This window comes from Arcicella sp. BE140 (genome assembly GCF_031456255.1).
Lineage (GTDB): Bacteria > Bacteroidota > Bacteroidia > Cytophagales > Spirosomataceae > Arcicella > Arcicella aquatica.
In genome coordinates this window covers 221,002-238,044 of the sequence record NZ_JAVDUE010000008.1, presented here as the reverse complement: position 1 = coordinate 238,044, position 17,043 = coordinate 221,002, and the positions used below count along the sequence as shown (strand labels likewise).

18 protein-coding genes and 1 tRNA gene are annotated in these 17,043 nt (G+C 34.9%); 7 read left to right on the top strand and 12 right to left on the bottom strand.

Annotation, left to right across the window (positions count from 1 at the left end):
* Positions 1-118 precede the first annotated feature (118 nt).
* Positions 119-544, bottom strand: coding sequence for an organic hydroperoxide resistance protein (locus tag J2Y60_RS13435; protein ID WP_309916507.1), 426 nt, complete (start codon positions 542-544; stop codon positions 119-121).
* Between the two features lie 23 nt (positions 545-567).
* A complete protein-coding gene (locus J2Y60_RS13430; protein ID WP_309916504.1) occupies positions 568-1,002 on the bottom strand; it encodes a MarR family transcriptional regulator in 435 nt (144 codons plus the stop codon).
* A gap of 171 nt (positions 1,003-1,173) precedes the next feature.
* On the opposite strand from J2Y60_RS13430, the gene J2Y60_RS13425 reads away from it, so the two are divergent.
* Complete coding sequence (locus tag J2Y60_RS13425; RefSeq protein ID WP_309916501.1) at positions 1,174-2,172, top strand: phosphotransferase; 999 nt, start codon at positions 1,174-1,176, stop codon at positions 2,170-2,172.
* Positions 2,173-2,359: 187 nt separating this feature from the next.
* On the opposite strand, the gene J2Y60_RS13420 is transcribed toward J2Y60_RS13425, so the two are convergent.
* On the bottom strand, positions 2,360-2,659 hold the full coding sequence (locus tag J2Y60_RS13420; RefSeq protein ID WP_309916497.1) for a thioredoxin family protein: 300 nt from the start codon (positions 2,657-2,659) through the stop codon (positions 2,360-2,362).
* A gap of 260 nt (positions 2,660-2,919) precedes the next feature.
* Between J2Y60_RS13420 and J2Y60_RS13415 the strand changes: the two genes are divergently transcribed.
* Positions 2,920-3,522, top strand: a complete 603-nt coding sequence (locus J2Y60_RS13415) for a TetR/AcrR family transcriptional regulator (RefSeq protein ID WP_309916492.1) — start codon at positions 2,920-2,922, stop codon at positions 3,520-3,522.
* Positions 3,523-3,599: 77 nt separating this feature from the next.
* A complete protein-coding gene (locus J2Y60_RS13410) occupies positions 3,600-4,349 on the top strand; it encodes an SDR family NAD(P)-dependent oxidoreductase (protein ID WP_309916489.1) in 750 nt (249 codons plus the stop codon).
* Between the two features lie 43 nt (positions 4,350-4,392).
* On the opposite strand, the gene J2Y60_RS13405 is transcribed toward J2Y60_RS13410, so the two are convergent.
* On the bottom strand, positions 4,393-4,773 hold the full coding sequence (locus J2Y60_RS13405) for a helix-turn-helix domain-containing protein (RefSeq protein ID WP_309916486.1): 381 nt from the start codon (positions 4,771-4,773) through the stop codon (positions 4,393-4,395).
* 130 nt (positions 4,774-4,903) lie between these two features.
* Here J2Y60_RS13405 and J2Y60_RS13400 point away from each other — a divergent pair, with 130 nt between their 5' ends.
* On the top strand, positions 4,904-5,260 hold the full coding sequence (locus J2Y60_RS13400; RefSeq protein WP_309916482.1) for a DoxX family protein: 357 nt from the start codon (positions 4,904-4,906) through the stop codon (positions 5,258-5,260).
* A gap of 103 nt (positions 5,261-5,363) precedes the next feature.
* Here J2Y60_RS13400 and J2Y60_RS13395 read toward each other — a convergent pair whose 3' ends face one another.
* From J2Y60_RS13395 to J2Y60_RS13385, 3 genes are all read right to left on the bottom strand, one after another.
* Positions 5,364-7,715, bottom strand: coding sequence for a M1 family metallopeptidase (locus tag J2Y60_RS13395; RefSeq protein ID WP_409014230.1), 2,352 nt, complete (start codon positions 7,713-7,715; stop codon positions 5,364-5,366).
* Positions 7,716-7,867: 152 nt separating this feature from the next.
* Complete coding sequence (holA, locus tag J2Y60_RS13390) at positions 7,868-8,887, bottom strand: DNA polymerase III subunit delta (RefSeq protein ID WP_309916478.1); 1,020 nt, start codon at positions 8,885-8,887, stop codon at positions 7,868-7,870.
* A complete protein-coding gene (locus J2Y60_RS13385) occupies positions 8,874-9,485 on the bottom strand; it encodes an ACP phosphodiesterase (RefSeq protein WP_309916475.1) in 612 nt (203 codons plus the stop codon). Before J2Y60_RS13385 ends, holA begins: the two co-directional genes overlap by 14 nt.
* A 108-nt stretch (positions 9,486-9,593) precedes the next feature.
* On the opposite strand from J2Y60_RS13385, the gene J2Y60_RS13380 reads away from it, so the two are divergent.
* Positions 9,594-10,106 (top strand): FKBP-type peptidyl-prolyl cis-trans isomerase, encoded by a 513-nt coding sequence (locus J2Y60_RS13380; protein WP_309916473.1) that lies wholly within the window; start codon positions 9,594-9,596, stop codon positions 10,104-10,106.
* A gap of 143 nt (positions 10,107-10,249) precedes the next feature.
* Positions 10,250-10,708: a dCMP deaminase family protein gene (locus tag J2Y60_RS13375; RefSeq protein WP_309916470.1), complete on the top strand. Its 459-nt coding sequence runs from the start codon at positions 10,250-10,252 to the stop codon at positions 10,706-10,708.
* Positions 10,709-10,859: 151 nt separating this feature from the next.
* Here J2Y60_RS13375 and J2Y60_RS13370 read toward each other — a convergent pair whose 3' ends face one another.
* The 5 genes from J2Y60_RS13370 to J2Y60_RS13350 form a co-directional block, all read right to left on the bottom strand.
* Positions 10,860-11,723 (bottom strand): RNA polymerase sigma factor RpoD/SigA, encoded by an 864-nt coding sequence (locus J2Y60_RS13370; protein ID WP_109744482.1) that lies wholly within the window; start codon positions 11,721-11,723, stop codon positions 10,860-10,862.
* 150 nt (positions 11,724-11,873) lie between these two features.
* Positions 11,874-14,003 carry a polyribonucleotide nucleotidyltransferase gene (gene pnp / locus J2Y60_RS13365; protein WP_309916468.1) on the bottom strand — a complete coding sequence of 710 codons (2,130 nt, stop codon included), beginning with the start codon at positions 14,001-14,003 and terminating at the stop codon, positions 11,874-11,876.
* Positions 14,004-14,226: 223 nt separating this feature from the next.
* On the bottom strand, positions 14,227-14,502 hold the full coding sequence (gene rpsO / locus J2Y60_RS13360) for a 30S ribosomal protein S15 (RefSeq protein ID WP_184135770.1): 276 nt from the start codon (positions 14,500-14,502) through the stop codon (positions 14,227-14,229).
* Between the two features lie 73 nt (positions 14,503-14,575).
* Positions 14,576-16,063: an LptF/LptG family permease gene (locus J2Y60_RS13355; protein ID WP_309916465.1), complete on the bottom strand. Its 1,488-nt coding sequence runs from the start codon at positions 16,061-16,063 to the stop codon at positions 14,576-14,578.
* Positions 16,064-16,175: 112 nt separating this feature from the next.
* Positions 16,176-16,568, bottom strand: a complete 393-nt coding sequence (locus tag J2Y60_RS13350; RefSeq protein WP_309916462.1) for an START-like domain-containing protein — start codon at positions 16,566-16,568, stop codon at positions 16,176-16,178.
* Between the two features lie 329 nt (positions 16,569-16,897).
* Between J2Y60_RS13350 and J2Y60_RS13345 the strand changes: the two genes are divergently transcribed.
* Positions 16,898-16,971: transfer RNA gene (locus J2Y60_RS13345), tRNA-Met, on the top strand.
* The last annotated feature ends 72 nt before the right edge of the window (positions 16,972-17,043 follow it).

Here is a 17,043-nt window from a genome sequence, read left to right as displayed (position 1 = left end):
TAAATAATAAGATACCTTTGGTCAATTAGTAGCTGATTGTTTATTTTCTTTTAAAAACAATACTGCCTGCTAAATATCAATTTAGCAGGCAGTATTTAGATGTGATTGAAGAGGGCAATTACCCTTCTGTGGTTACAGTTAATGTCACTTCGATATTTCCTCTCGTAGCATTCGAATATGGACATACCTGATGAGCTTGTTTAACCAATTCCTCAGCCTGTGCTTGTTCCACACCTGGCACATTTACAAAAAGCTCTACTGATAAGCCAAAACCTCCATTTTCAATTTTGCCAATACTTACAGCAGCTTTAACTGATGTTTCTCCAGTAACGGCTTTAGACATCTTAATAACCAATTTAAGGGCACTATCAAAACATGCTGAGTATCCAGCCGCAAAAAGCTGTTCAGGGTTAGTATAGTTATCATTGGCACCTCCTAATGCTTTAGGCATACGAACTTCTAAATCCAAAATTCCGTCAGAACTTTTTACGTTGCCATTTCTTCCGCCAGTAGCAGTAGCTACGGCTGTATACAATTTTTCCATTGTTATCGTTTTGTTGATTTATATTAAATATTCTTTGATTCTTTAACTTCTAATAGCTTATCGATTTGGGCTTTCAACATTAAAAATTGTTCTTCATCAGTCTCCAATTCCTTTATTAATGTGTAGGGTAATGATAATGCTTGTTCTTTAAGGGCTTTTCCTTTTTCAGTGATGGTAATGTCAACTAATCTTTCATCTACCTCAGAGCGGTTTTTAGTGACTAAGCCATTTTCAATCAATCGTTTAAGCAAAGGTGTTAGTGTACCACTATCTAGCCATAGTTTTTTCCCTAATTCTTTTACCGTTACTTGATGGTGTTCCCACAAAACTAGCATCACTAGATACTGAGGGTAAGTCAACCCCATTTTTTCAAGATGTGGACGATAAAGAGAGGTAATATGCCTTGATAAAGCATACACAGGAAAGCATACTTGATTTTCGAGCTTTAAAATATCCATCGCTGTATTAATTATTGTGTAAAATTAAATTGTGCACAATTAAATAGCAAGTGATTTTGCAAATATTTTTACAACAAATGAAAAGTTTTTAATTTTAAGGAGTTATTTGATGTTTTTATACATAAAATATCATGTTTTGCTTACCTTTGCACCCCTTCAAAAAAACTTACTATGAACGCTCTTTTCCCAACTCAGTACTCAGCAGTTTCAACAAAAGCCTTGAATGCATTCCTTAATGAAAAATATGGCTTTAATATGTTTTGTCGCTTATTGATTAGGAATGTCAGCGATACCTATCTGTTAGAAGATGATACGAAGAAGTATATCTTCAAGATTTATCGAAATACACATAGGAGTTTGGAAGAAATTAAAGCAGAAGTAGAGTTGCTTCACCATTTAAAAAACAATGGGGCAAAAGTAGCCTATCCCATCCCCGATCAGGAAGGGAAAGATATTCAAGCATTTAATGTAGCGGAGGGAATAAGATATGGTGTGTTGTTCTACTTTGCACCAGGAAAACCTGTTTTTGATTTAAGTACGGAGCAATTACTGACTATTGGGAGAGAAATGGCGGTGAACCATAATATTAGCTCGAAAGTAGCCTTAAGTTATGAACGAGAGACTTTAGACATTAATACTACATTACTTATTCCTTTGGAAGTGATTAAACCAGCCTTTAAAGATTTACCTGAGGAATATGAATACCTAAGAGAAACGAGCCTTAAAGTAATTGATAAACTGAATCAGTTTGATACCAAAGATTTCGGTTATGGCTATTGTCATTACGATTATTTACCGAAAAACTTTCATTTTGACGAACATGACAATATCACTTTTTTTGATTTTGACTTTTTCGCAAAAGGTTTTCTAGTAAATGACGTTATGACATTTTTTGTACACTTTTTCTTCCATGTACATTATAAAGCCATCACTCAGGAACAGGCAGATGTTGATTTCAAAACTTTTATTAAGGGATACCGAGAAAACAGAGCATTATCAGAGGAGGAGCTAGCGATGATTCCGTATTTAGGCTATATGTTCTGGATGTATTTTTTCAAATATCATTTCGAACACTTTGAAGACTGGTCAAATTTCTTTTTTACCCATAAATTCATCAAGGAAAGGGTAGGACTTATCAAAAAATGGGTTGATACTTTTTGTAAATTTTAAATAAAATAATGATAGTACAAATCTTTATTTTATTGGGGTGCGACTACATCTATTATGTTTCTATCCTTATCACTAACGAGGTATTTAAGTTCCTCGTTAGTGATAAATAAACAGATTATCCATTATTTATATAATTGTGAGTAATCGTTAGTACTTAAGTAGTACCCTAATGAAAGGTAATACTGATTTACCAAATACTTCTAACAGCCTGTTTAGCTTTCGCCAAAGTAATCATTCCAGTGTGACGCCACTTTTGTTTGCCATTTTTAAAGGCAATCAGCGTAGGCACTGCCGTTATATTATACTTCTTCCTTAAAACTGGATTTTTATCAATATCAATTTTTATAATTGAAACTTCCTCATCTAGTTCATCTACTAACTGACTTAAAATGGGTGTTATTTTTTTACATGGAACACACCATTCTGCTGAAAAGTCAATAATAACTGGCGTTGAGGAGGCTATTAGTTCTTCGAATGTACCTGTCATTTTATTTTAATATTTTATACTGAAATTAATAAACAGCTTTATCTATACATAGAGTTCATTATCTGTTTAATTTATCAAGAGAAACTGCTTTACAAAATTAGTGTATTCTCAGCATTGTTGTCATTGAACTAGTTCAAGAAAAATAATTTATAAAATTTTCCAGTAAAATTTTGTTTTTAATATACCGATTGGTATATTTGTGTCGTCGATTTATCAATCGAATATTTTTTCTAAAATGAAATACCAAACAGTATATAGAGATGGCTTTTATTCCAAGATCTGAAAAAACTAGGGCTTTTATTATTGAAACTACCGCAGGTATTTTTAATAAAAAAGGGTATGCGGGAACTTCAATGTCTGATTTAACAGAGGCGACAAAACTCACCAAGGGAAGTATTTATGGTAATTTCGAAAACAAAGAAGAAGTAGCTTTAGCGGCCTTTGAATATAATTTATCACAAAGAAATCAACTAATTGCTCAACAATTAGAAGCGTCAAACAGTAATTATGATAAGTTGATGGCATTCCCTACTATCTATAGTAGTGCAGAAATGAGTTGTTTTCTGGAAGATGGTGGATGTCCTTTGTTAAATACGGGTGTAGAAGCTGACGATGCAAATGAACTTTTCAGAATCAAAGTAGCTGAAGGTGTAACGCGTTGGAAGCAATCATTAGAAAATATTATTACGGCTGGTATCGAAGCCCAAGAGTTTAGCGCTAATACTGAAATCAGTAAAACTGCTACATCCATCATTGCTTTAATACAAGGGGGTGTTTTTTTGACAAAAACCACTAAAAATCCAGTATTATTAAATCAATCATTAGAAACAATTAGAGAAATGATAAAAAAAATAACCTTGTAGTGAGGTATTTTTTATGACTATAAATATACCGATTGGTATATAGCGATTTTAAAAATAACAAATAATCAAATACAATAATGAAAACTCAAAACAACACAATTTTAATTACTGGCGGTAGTGCTGGTATTGGCTTTGAAATGGCTAAATTATTTTCTCAGAATGGAAATAAAGTGATAATTACAGGTAGAAATGCTGAACGTTTAAACAATGCAACTGCACAATTAGAAAATGTTACTTCTTTTGTGTCTGATGTTACGAATGCAGAAGATACTGAGCAGTTGGTAGCAATACTGAAAAAAGATTTCCCTAGCCTGAATATTGTCATTAACAATGCTGGCTTTGCACATGTATATAATCTAATTGATACCAATGTCAATGTTTTTGAAAAATCACAAGAAGAAATAATTACCAATTATTTATCGATTGTCAGATTAAATGAAAAGTTATTGCCACTCTTAACACAAAATGGAGATTCAGCCATCGTCAATGTATCTTCTATCGTAGCTTTTGCACCTGCGTTCTCTATCCCTAGTTATTCTGTTTCCAAAGCAGCTTTACATTCATATAGCAAAATCTTACGTTACACGCTGGCTAAATCTACCAATGTTAAAGTATTTGAATTGATGCCTCCTTTGGTTGACACTGATTTTTCAACTGAGATTGGTGGAAGTAATGGTATCAAACCTATTGTAGTAGCAGAAAGATTGTTTGAAGGTTTGAAAAATGATGAATACGAAATTCATGTAGGCTTCACAGCAGATTTTTACCAATTGTATCTATCATCACCTGAAAAAGCCTTAGAAGCATTAAACTCGCAAAATGCTTAAAAGTAATATCCTAGCAATCGCTGTATTGACCAAACACCGATTGCTAGGACATTATTTTTTTACGATGGTCAATTCCCCAATTTATCATTTCAATAATTAAGCCATTAAGGCTTTGTCCGTATTCAGTTATTTCATACATCACTGTGATAGGTTTTGTGTTACAAACTGTTCGGGTAATTAACTGATGACTTTCCAGATTTTGAAGTTCCTTGGATAGCATTTTAGACCCAATACCATCCACATGCCTTAATAAATCCATAAATCTTTTTTTGCCATCAAAACTAAGTGTAGCAATAATTTGAATTTTCCATTTACCTGCTAGCAATTCCATTACATCACGGGCAGCTAAAATACCCTGTGTATGGTCTTGAGCACAGCTTTTTTCGATAGCTTCTTTTATTTCTTCTTGGCTCTTCAGTTTCATAATACAAAGTTATGGCTTATGATTTCATAATGAATGTTAGTTTCTTCAAAGAAACTACTTTCCTTCAGGAAACTAATAGTAAATAACGCAAAAAAATATTTGAATTTTGTCAAAACAAAATATTAAATAGATGAAAAAAGAAAAAATAATTTATTGGATAAGCACAGGTTTAATTTCAGCGGCCATGCTTATGAGCAGTTTTATGTATTTAAGTAAAAATCCTGAATTGCTTGCAAATTTTAAATTGTTGGGATATCCAGAATACTTTATCCCAATGTTAGGAACTGCCAAATTGTTGGGCGCTATCAGTTTGCTGAATCCTTGGTTTCCGAAGCTAAGAGAATGGGCTTATGCAGGCTTTGCCTTTACTTTTATTGGTGCTATCTGGTCGCACATTGCAACTAGTACACCGTTTATGCCTGCATTGGTACTATTAGCTATATTAGGTGTTTCTTACTTTTTTAATACAAAAACTGAAAAAGTATAGTTGTGAGCTTTGAGTGATGAGCTATGCTACTTACTTAATAAAAAATCCCGAGTTGTTAACAACTCGGGATTTTTTATATGAAGCATTTGAAAGCTATATTTTATTAGTTTTTAGCCCCTTGAATAGCTCCACTTTGTGCTTGTTTTTGCAATTGCATAGGATTTGATTGAGCTTGACGGCTTTGTTTAAATACTTGAAAACGAGTTGGTTCTTCTGGTTCTCTTGGAAAAACATTGCTTTTTGTATCGATATCAGCAATTTCAAAGAAAGGATCAAGCGTCCATTTTGTTACTTTTTTATCAGTAGGAATCACTTTTTTAATTTCCTTATCATTCAAACGCCAAATTTCGGCTGGGTATCTGAATACTTCGCTAGTACCATCTTCATAATTTGCTTTTACGATTACTGGCATTGGCAAACCTCCAACGTTTTTAACATTTAATACGTAAAAGTTTTTATTACCCTGTACCAAGCCTTTTTCTTCATCGCTCAAGCCTGCTGTAGCTTGTTCAAATCTCTTTTTCTCAGCTTCAGTTGTCGTGTATTTGTCATAACTATTGTAGAAATCTCTCATGTCTGGATTTTCTTCTACAACTGTTTTAGGAATATCTGTTTTGTTACGGATATTGCTCATTGTCTGGCGTTTAGCTTGGTCGTCAGCTTTAGCTTTTTCTGCTTTCTTTTCTGGCGAAACATTATCTATCCCAAACCATTCTACATTCTCAAGCGATAAATCTACTGGCTCAACACCATAGAACCAACCTTTCCAGAACCAATCTAAGTCCACACCCGAAGCATCTTCCATCGTACGGAAGAAATCTTGAGGCGTAGGGTGTTTAAATGCCCAACGACGTGCATATTCTTTGAAAGCAGCATCAAATAACTCTCTGCCCATTACGGTCTCACGCAAGATGTTTAATGCCGTTGCGGGCTTGGTATAAGCGTTTGGCCCGAAGCCCATGATATTATCAGAACTCGACATAATTGGCACTTGTTGACTTTTGTCGGTACGCATATAACCTACAATGTCCTGAGGCTCACCAGATGCATCAAAATTTCTATCCCATTCTTTTTCAGCCAATTGTTCACAGAAAGTATTCAAGCCTTCATCCATCCATGACCATTGTCTTTCATCAGAGTTTACAATCATCGGGAAGAAGTTATGACCTACTTCATGAATTACTACGCCAATTAAGAAATCTTTTGTTCCTTGTGAATAAGTCCCGTCAGCTTCTGGTCTGGCACCGTTGAAAGAAATCATCGGATATTCCATACCGCCTACTGGGCCATGTACTGACTGAGCTACTGGATAAGGATAAGCTATTGTTCTTTTTGAATAAGAACGAAGCGTATGAGCAACCAACATCGTTGAATACTGTCCCCAAAGTGGATTAGCTTCTTTAGGATAAGCCGACATTGCCCAAACTTTCTTTCCTTGAATGTTTACCTGCATAGCATCCCAAATGAATTTTCTTGAACCTGCAAAAGCAAAATCTCTTACATTTTGTGCAGCGAAAACCCAAGTTTTATTTCCTGTAGGCTTACCTTTTTCAGCAGCAACAGCCTCATCTTGTGTGACAATCAAAACAGGACGAGTAGCAGTTTTTGCTTGTTCTAATCTTTTGGCTTGAGTAGCACTAATTACTTGTGCAGCATTTTGTAATTCACCTGTTCCCAAAATAACGAAATCGTTAGGAGCGGTGATACTTACTTTATAATCTCCAAAAGGAACAGTAAATTCGCCTTGTCCTAAGAATTGCTTATGTTGCCAACCGTTTATATCATCATAAACGCACATTCTTGGAAACCATTGAGCCAATTCGTATAAATAATTTCCATCTTTTGGGAAATATTCATAACCACTTCTTGCACGAGTAGCGATGGCATCTGTAATGTTGAAATTCCAATCGATAGAGAAAGAGACAGCTCCACCAGACTTTAATGGTACTGGTAAGTCGATTCTCATCATTGTTTCATTGATGGTATATTTTAAAGCATTACCCGCTTTGTCTTTTACCGCGGTAATTTTATAACCATATTCTCTCGGAGCTACTCCAGCAACACTATTTAATCTTGCAAAAGAAGTACCCTTATCAGTCAAGGTTGATGTTTGCGAAAGTTGGGCAATACCACCTTTTTTGAAATTGTTTTGATCCAATTGAACCCACAAATAACCAAGCTCGTCTGGAGAAAAGTTTTTATAGGTAATTACTTCAGAGGCAGTCATTGATTGATTTTGGTCATTCAATTCGGCTTTGATGTCATAATCCGCACGGTTTTGCCAATAACTTTTACCCGGAGCACCAGAGGCCGCTCTGTATGAATTGGGAGTTGGCAGTATATTCCCGAGTTGCTCGAAACGATTATTGCCATTGTACTGACCTGCTTGCTGTGCCAAAGCTTGTATGCTACAAGCAATCAGCATCAAACAGGGAGATAGGAATCTTTTAGTCATGATTGATAGTTTGAGTGAATGAATAATTTGAACGAATTTAATGAAAAAGAAAATTGAATCTTATTTTTTTAGACGTTTGATAGGCTAATACGTCTTTAACTTGAAAAAACAGCTTACTTTTGAGCTGATTGAGAATACTTGTATTCTCAATTTTAATGTAAAATCTTAAACGTTATTTCTCGCAATGCTTCTCCGTCGGTCATTGAGCCACTGTCAATTCCTTTTGATTTTAAATCCAATTTCTTAATCTCACTAATAATATAGACAACCTTTGACAGATTATAATTTCTAATCGCCAAAGAATAATCTTTTGTGAAAAATGGATTTACGCCTAATACGCTTGCTAAACCTTTTTCAGACTTATCAGGTGTAACGTGGGTAAGCAATACTTTTGAAAAGAAATTAAAAAGCATCATGACAATAGGAGCTAGCGGATTGTCTTTAGGATTGGCAGCAAAAAAGTTGACAATTTGGTTGGCTTTTAGTACATCACGAGTAATTAACGCTTTTTGAAATTCAAAATAATTATATTCTTTGCTAATGCCTACAAATTTCTCAACGACATGCGCATTGATTTCTTCATCTACACGAAGGTTCAGCACAATTTTGTTGATTTCGGATGCCAAACGTTTTAAATCATTGCCAACGTTTTCAATTAACATCTCGATGGCTTTTCTGCTGATTTTCAAACCTTGCTCATGACAATACTCTAATATCCAGTCAGGAATTTTATTATCATACAGCTTTTTAGAAGGCATCACCACGCCATTTTTATCAAAGGCCTTTATCCATGCTTTCCTTTCATCTACTGAATCTTTAAACATCAAAATAAGGATAGTAGAGTCAAGGGGTTTTTGGGCATAAGCTTCCAAGGCTACTTGCATGTCCTTTTGTTCTAATCCTTGAATGCCCTGTGCTTCCTTCACTAGAATCAATTGTTTGTCAGACATCATGGGAAAACGCTTGGCATAAGACAGCAATGAAGGTACATTCAAGTCTTTTCCAAATAATACAAATTGGTTAAAACTTTTATCACCATTTCCTAAAGCATGTTCTTCTAAATAATCAGCAACTTTATCTATATAATAGGGCTCATCACCATGCAATAAATACAACGGTGCGTAGGTCTTTTTCTTTAATTCTTTTAATACTTCAGTACTAGATTTTGGCATTCTTTTGTTTTGCTAAAATATTTTGACAATATACGATGAGTTCGGGGAAGAAAACTTGAAATTCTTCTAAATATAAATCATAATCTCTTTTTAAATCTTCAGTAGCATTTTCAATACCTGATTCAAAGTGTAGCCTTCTGGAAATCCCTTTCAACGACCATTCAATACCCTCATAAGTAGCATATCCACTGAACCAGTCTGTCGTTACCATTGAATTAATCATTCTGTCCATTTTGGCAGGCATATCTTTTTTTCGAGTAGTAATCAACGCATAAAATGCTTTGCTATACTCTAGTAAGGATAAAGGCGAATAATGTTGAAATGTTTTCGCTAAAAGGTGGTCGTAAAATACATCTACCACGATACCAGCACATTTATGATATTTAGGCTGAAGTCTCTGAATACTTTTTCTAACAATAGGGTGTGCATCGGTAAACGAATCTATTGCTCTATGCAAAATAATGCCATTTTTAATCCCTTCATTGATGAATGAATTCTGCTCATTATCAAGGTTTCCTTTGATAAAATCGCCCATGAGATTCCCGATTTTTATATCATCATCATCGCCAGATAGAAAAGTATGTGCTAAAAAATTCAACTTTTATGTTTTTTTTATTGTTCTGAGACCATAAAGTTAAGGAAAAACCCTTACGTTTGTGGCAAATACGGGTCCCTCAACGAAAACACTATCAAAAAACTTAGTACAATGCAAATTTCAAATGAAAAGGTTGTTACCTTAACATACGAGCTAACAGTTACAGATGCTGATGGCGTAAAAGATTTAATAGAGACTGTAGAGCAAGAAGACCCAATGGTTTTTATTCAAGGTTTAAGCGGTTTACCTGAAGCTTTTGAAGAAAAAATTCAGGGACTTTCTGCGGGTGATAGTTTTGAGTTTTCAATTCCTGCTGAAGACGGGTATGGTGAATACGACCCTTCGGCCGTTGTAGAGTTACCAAAAGAGATTTTCAAAGTTGATGGCGAATATGTAGAAGAAATGTTAGAGGTTGGTAATTTTTTACCAATGACTGATGATGCTGGTAATCGTTTGAATGGAAAAATTATTGCTGTTGAAGATACTTTAGTAAGAATGGATTTTAATCACCCTTTGGTTGATAAAGAAATGTTTTTTAAAGGAACTATCGTTGCAGTAAGAGAAGCTACTCAGTCGGAACTAGACCATGGGCATGTACATGGAGATGGCGGAGTACATCATTAAGAGTTTATGAGTTGTAAGTAAATGAGTTTAAAGTATTAGCGTTCATACTAGTGAATTTCGCTTTTATGAAATTTTGTACTTTAGACTCATTTACTTTACACTCATAAACTTAATACCTTACCACTCATAAACTTCTAAAACTTATGCAGAAACCTGCTTTTGATGATATTTTTATGGATTTGGCAGTTAACTTAGCCAAACGTTCTCATTGTGTAAAAGCACAAGTAGGAGCGGTGCTCACTAAAGATACTCGTATTATTTCGATAGGCTATAATGGCCCTCCTGCTGGAACACATAACTGTGATATAGAATTTCCGATAGACGGTTGTGAGCGAGATTCAAAAGGAAGTTGTTCATTAGCCTTGCATGCGGAACAAAATGCTATTTTGTATGCAGTAAAAAATGGCTCAAGCATTGAAGGTTCAACAATTTATGTAACCTTGTCTCCATGCATTGCCTGTGCAAGAATAATTTTTACCATGAAGGTCGCTAGAGTAATTTACCTAAATTCTTATGCCGAATATAAAGGAATCCCTAAAGATGAAGGAGTGGAGTTTTTAAAGAAATTTGGTGTTGAAGTGGTGCGGTATAGAAAAGACTAGAGGACTTTAAGACTAAAGGACTTAAGGATTAGAAAAGACTGGAGGATTTAAAAGAGTACAGGATTTAAAGACTATAAAAGATTGAAGGACTTAATGACTCAAAGAATAAAATCTTAAAGTCATTAAGTCCTCCAGTCTTAAATCCAAAAGTCTACCCAAGATAAGTTTTCAACGCTTTACTTCTAGAAGTATGTCTTAATCTACGAATAGCTTTTTCTTTGATTTGTCTAACACGTTCACGTGTTAAATTGAATTTCTCTCCGATTTCTTCTAACGTCATAGCGTGTTCGCCATTCAAGCCGAAATACAAAGTAACTACATCTGCCTCACGTTGTGTTAAAGTAGACAAAGCTCTTTGAACTTCGCGACGAAGCGAATCATTAATTAATCCTGAATCTGGTTTATCTTCACCGTCATTTTCCAAAACATCCAACAGTGAATTTTCTTCACCTTGTACGAATGGTGCATCCATCGAAACGTGACGACCCGAAATTTTTAAAGTATCAACAACTTCACCTGTTGAGATTTCTAATACTTCTGCTAATTCTTCAGGAGTAGGCTCGCGCTCAAACTTCTGTTCTAATTCAGAAAAAGTTTTAGAAATTTTATTAAGAGAACCAACACGGTTAAGCGGTAAACGTACAATACGAGATTGCTCAGCTAAAGCTTGCAAAATTGACTGACGAATCCACCAAACAGCATAAGAGATAAATTTAAAACCACGAGTTTCATCAAAACGTTGAGCAGCCTTAATCAAACCTAGGTTTCCTTCGTTAATTAAGTCACCTAAGCTAAGCCCTTGATTTTGATATTGTTTTGCTACGGATACCACAAAACGAAGGTTTGCCTTCGTTAGTCTTTCTAATGAAAGTTGATCCCCGTCACGAATTTTCTGAGCTAAAATAACCTCCTCCTCTGGTGTCAATAAATCCACCTTGCCAATCTCTTGTAAATATTTATCAAGTGACTGACTCTCTCTGTTAGTAATTTGCTTACTAATTTTTAGCTGTCTCATATTATCCTTGTTATATTTTTAAATGGTTAACAAATCCAAATGTTAAAAACCAAACAATTATATAAAGACAAAATGTTCAGAATATAATCGTTTGGTAAGATATATTTTTTAGTTCGTTATCAAAAGAACGTAATAAAATGCGGATTTGTTCTAATTCTTTTCTGGTTTTGGTAAAAGAGCTTTACGTGATAAGCGGAACTTGCCAGTTTTCTTATCTACTTCAATCAATTTTACTTTTACTTGTTCTCCGATTTGTAGTACACCTTCCACTGTTTCTAAACGTTCCCATTTGATTTCAGAGATATGTAATAAACCATCTTTGCCAGGTAAAAACTCAACAAATGCACCAAATGGCATAATTGACTTTACAATACCATCGTAAACTTCGCCTTCTTCAGGAATCATCACAATTCCTTTAACCATAGAAACGGCTTTGTCCATCGACTCTTTGTTTGAAGAGAATATAGAAACATAACCACCATCTGGTTTTTCTTCAATCGTTACCGTTGCGCCAGATTGTTTTTGAATATCTTGAACAATTTTACCACCTGGTCCGATTACTGCTCCAATTTGGTCTTTCAAAATTTTGATAACCATCGCTCTTGGCGTATGAGGCTTCATTTCAGGTCTAGTTGCTTGGATAGCTTCCTTCATTTTACCCAAAATGTGTAAACGTCCACGTTTTGCTTGATCCAAAGCTTCCGCTAATACTTCATAAGAAAGGCCATCTACTTTGATATCCATCTGACAAGCAGTGATACCATTTTCTGTACCTGTTACTTTGAAGTCCATATCTCCTAAGTGATCTTCATCACCTAAAATATCAGAAAGAACTGCATATTTACCAGTTTTAGGATCAGAAATCAAGCCCATAGCAATACCAGAAACAGGAGCTTTGATTTTTACACCAGCATCCATTAATGCTAAAGTACCAGCACAAACAGTAGCCATTGATGAAGAACCATTTGATTCTAAAATATCAGAAACTACACGGATAGTATAAGGATTGTCGGCATCAGCAGGTAATACTTTTTTGATAGCACGCATCGCTAAGTTACCATGACCAATTTCACGACGACCTGGACCTCTGTTTGGTTTTACTTCACCTGTAGAGAAACCAGGGAAGTTATAGTGCAACATAAAACGGTTGTAACCAGATGTCATTGCTTGGTCAACGATTTGTTCATCTAGTTTAGTTCCTAATGTTACAGTAGTAAGCGACTGTGTTTCACCACGAGTAAATACAGCCGAACCGTGTGGAGAAGGTAAATAATCAACTTCGCAAGTAATTTGACGAATTTCATCTAATTTACGTCCATCCAAACGATAGCGTTCGTTTAATACTAATTGACGAGCCGCTTCTTTTTCAATATCATGGAAATACCATTTTGCTAACGTTTTATTAACAGTAGTATCTTCTGGTAATGATGTAAAGTATTCCTCTTCAATAGCTTTGAAAGAATCTTTGCGACCACTTTTACTTGGATTAGCTAATTTTACGGCGTCATAAAACTTCGTAAAATAAGTATCCCAAAGGAATTTTCTCAATTCTTCGTCATGTGTTTCGTGATTGTATTCGCGCTTAGCAGTTTTACCTGTTTCAGCTGTTAATTCAATCAAGGCAGCACATTGGATTCTGATAGCATCATGTGCAATTTTCAAGGCAGCAAGCATGTCAGTTTCAGAAATTTCATTTCCTTCACCTTCAACCATCAAAATATCGTTCACGTTTGCAGCAACTAGTAATTCTAGTTCAGCATTAGCAATTTGAGAAGTAAGAGGGTTGACAACAAATTCGCCGTTGATTTTGGCAATACGAACCTCAGAGATTGGTCCGTTGAATGGAATATCAGACACTGCAAGGGCTGCGGCAGCGGCTAAACCTGCAAAAGCGTCTGGTGTGACTTCAGCATCTGCAGAAATCATCGTAATCATTACTTGTGTATCAGCATGGTAGTCAGATGGGAAAGTAGGGCGTAAAGCTCTATCTACTAAACGACTTACCAGAATTTCATAGTCTGAAAGTCTTGATTCTCTGCGTAAAAATCCTCCAGGGATTTTACCAGCCGAAGCAAATTTTTCTTGATAATCAACTGATAGGGGTAAAAAATCTGTACCTTCTTTCGCTGTTTGGCTAGATACTACAGTTGCCAAAAGCATCATGTTTCCGCTTCTCACGACCACAGACCCATCTGCCTGTTTTGCGAGTTTACCTGTTTCGATGGTAACTTCTTTACCATCGGGCATTATTATTTTCTTCGTAATTACGTTAAAAGACATATTTTTTGATTAATTACCTTGATTGATTAATAGTTTAACGTACCAAACAAGGTTTTTGTTGGATGTTGATTCGCAAATTCTTCTGTTCGTCAATGTTTAATTTATCCTTAAAATTGTTTAGAGAAACTACTTTACTGACGAACCACCAAAAAATTGACGAGTACCCAAAGAGAGGAAATGTAAGCAGGGAATCTTTTTCAAGACTCCCTGCTTTGAAAGAAAATTACTTTCTAATGCCGAGTTCAGCAATGATAGCACGGTAACGAGTAATGTCTGTCTTGATTAAGTAATCTAACAAACTTCTACGCTTTCCAACCAACTTTAAAAGACCCATACGAGTAGAGTGATCCTTTTTGTTTTTCTTTAAGTGTTCTGTCAAATGAGAGATTCTGAAAGTAAACAAAGCGATTTGCGACTCTGCAGAACCAGTATCAATTTTTGACTTCTCATGTCCACGAGATTCGAAAATCCCCTGCTTTACTTCTGAAGTTAAATACATCTTCAACCAGTTTAAATTGTTATAAAATATGAAAACGTGCAAAAATAACGTTTTTTCTTGCTATTAACAAATCTTAACTGTAATTATTGAAAAATCTCTTCGAAAACTTTGCTTTTTTAAGCTTTTCCTTCAGTTGATTAAAGTAAACAATATAAGCATCACTTTCAAATAGGCGAGAATCGTTTTTGGCTTTGTTTAAAAAATACAACCCAATTAGGAACAATACTGTGTTTGAAATCCATGCACCTATTTGTACGATTACCCTACTTTCTTTGGCTGCTTTGTCGCCCTGCTGCGTCATTACATACATCAATATGAAAAATACGATAGCAATAACTACTGGCAAACCAAAGCCACCTTTTTTAATAATACCACCCAAGGGCGCACCAATCAAAAACATGACAAACACTGCAATAGCATTCGTGAATTTATGATGCCATTCAAGATTCGTTTTCCTTAAGTCCTCGTCCTTAGAAGTTAATACCGAAACATTGCTTTCAGCAAAACTAAGGGCATTGTTAACCTGCGAAATGGCGAAATCAAGACTTTGATAAGGGTTAGCTGTATGGACATCTCGCTTTTTAATGAGAGAGTCTATCGAACTCATCTTCATTTTTTTGAGTTTCTTCTGGTCTTCGTTTAATAATGGTGGAAATTTGTTCATCTCAAACAAATAATACGACCGTGCATTGTCATAAAAATTGCCTCTTATTCGATTAAAGTCCCTTTTGAGCGAATCAGCATCTTTGGCTAATTCTTCATAACTTCTCATCATTTGATAATGCTTAAACTGTTCTTCTTCGGTTTTGTGCATATCAAAAGCCGCTAAGCTCATCACTACCTTACTTTTCCGAAAAGCATGCGTAACCATATCAGTCTGATTTGTATTGCTTGTTTTGTCAGCATCTTCTACATAATCGTTACCATTAAAAAGCTCAAAAATCAAATATTGTTTATCCATGATGGTGTACATCAATGCAGAATCGGCCAATGTTAGGTGTTTGTTCCCATCGTTTTTGGTATGGTCGAATATGACAATATTCTTTAAAGTCTTGTTATCTGGGTATTTTTTTGAGACTTTTATGCTGTAGCCAGGCAAATCATTATAGAAAATACCTTCTTTGATATTTAAAGTGGTTTTCGTTGTTTTAATATCATATAGTAAACGATACCCTTTTAGGTTTGCCCAAGGCAAGGCAACATTATTGAACCAAAAAGCAAACAGGGTAATTAATACCGTGACAATAAACATTGGTTGCATGGCTCGAGTAATTGAAATCCCTGCACTTTTGATAGCTGTTAATTCAAAAAACTCGCCTAATTTTCCATAAGTCATTAATGTAGAAAGAAGCATTGCTAAAGGCAAGGCTATCGGAATGGTAATTAAGCTGAAATAAAAGAAAAGTTCGAAATATACTTCAACCCCTAAATCTTTACCAAAAAGGTCAGCGAAGTATACTAGGATAAGTCTCATCAAGAAAATGAAAATTACTACGGCTAGTGTTAATACAAATGGTTGCCAAAAGGACTTAATGATAAGTTTATCAAGTTTCTTAATCATATAATATAATTAAAACGCTCGTATTTCATTAAAGAAACACGAGCGTTGAGTGCGCTCTGTTAAGGAAACGCAAAATTAAATATTTTTGAGTTGATACGCTTGTTAAATAAGCTTAATTGCCAACAATTTCTTTGAGCTTATAAATTAAATCTTCCCACAGTTCATTTAATTCGCTTTCATCTGTATTATCAGAATAATCAACAATTTTTAAATAAGTAGAGCCTGTTAAGTCACTTACTTCCATTTTGAACTCAATATAATTATGGTCTCTGTCTTCAGGGCTACTGGGTAAAAAATCAAATTTGGCCGATTTATTTAACCTCAATTGTGAAAGCTTTGCAATATGACTATCGCCATCCCAAGAAAAATCAAATGTGGAACTGTCTTTCAAGGTGACTTTCTCTGCAAACCACTGTTGTAAGCCAGACGCTGAGCTAATGTAAGGAAAAAGTACCTTAGGAGAGGCTCTCAATTCAAATTCTACAATAAATTTATGTTTGCTCATAATCCTAACATTTAAAGGTAATTAAATCACTAAATTACTCGAAGAAACAATTTATCCAGATAGATGTCGAGTAATTGACTACCGAAACTCTGTTTTGGCAAAGGTATAAATGTTAGAGAAATACGCAAGCTTTTTTTTTAATTTCAAAAAATTTACTTTTTCTCCTATAAAAAATGTATTACGGTTCCTTGTTGATTCTCAATTATTTATATGACATTTTGAGGAATTAATGATGAAGTTAAAAAAATAATTTGAATAAAAAATGAAAGTATTTCTAAAATACCTTTGCATTTGAATGCAAAAGCACTAATTTTGCACCACAATACGACAGCGGGATAGCTCAGATGGTTAGAGCGTAGGATTCATAACCCTAAGGTCGGCAGTTCGATCCTGCTTCCCGCTACTTATTAAAAGCGTAATTAATTGAAATTCAATTGGTTACGCTTTTTCTTTTTATCAATATTTAGTGTTTACT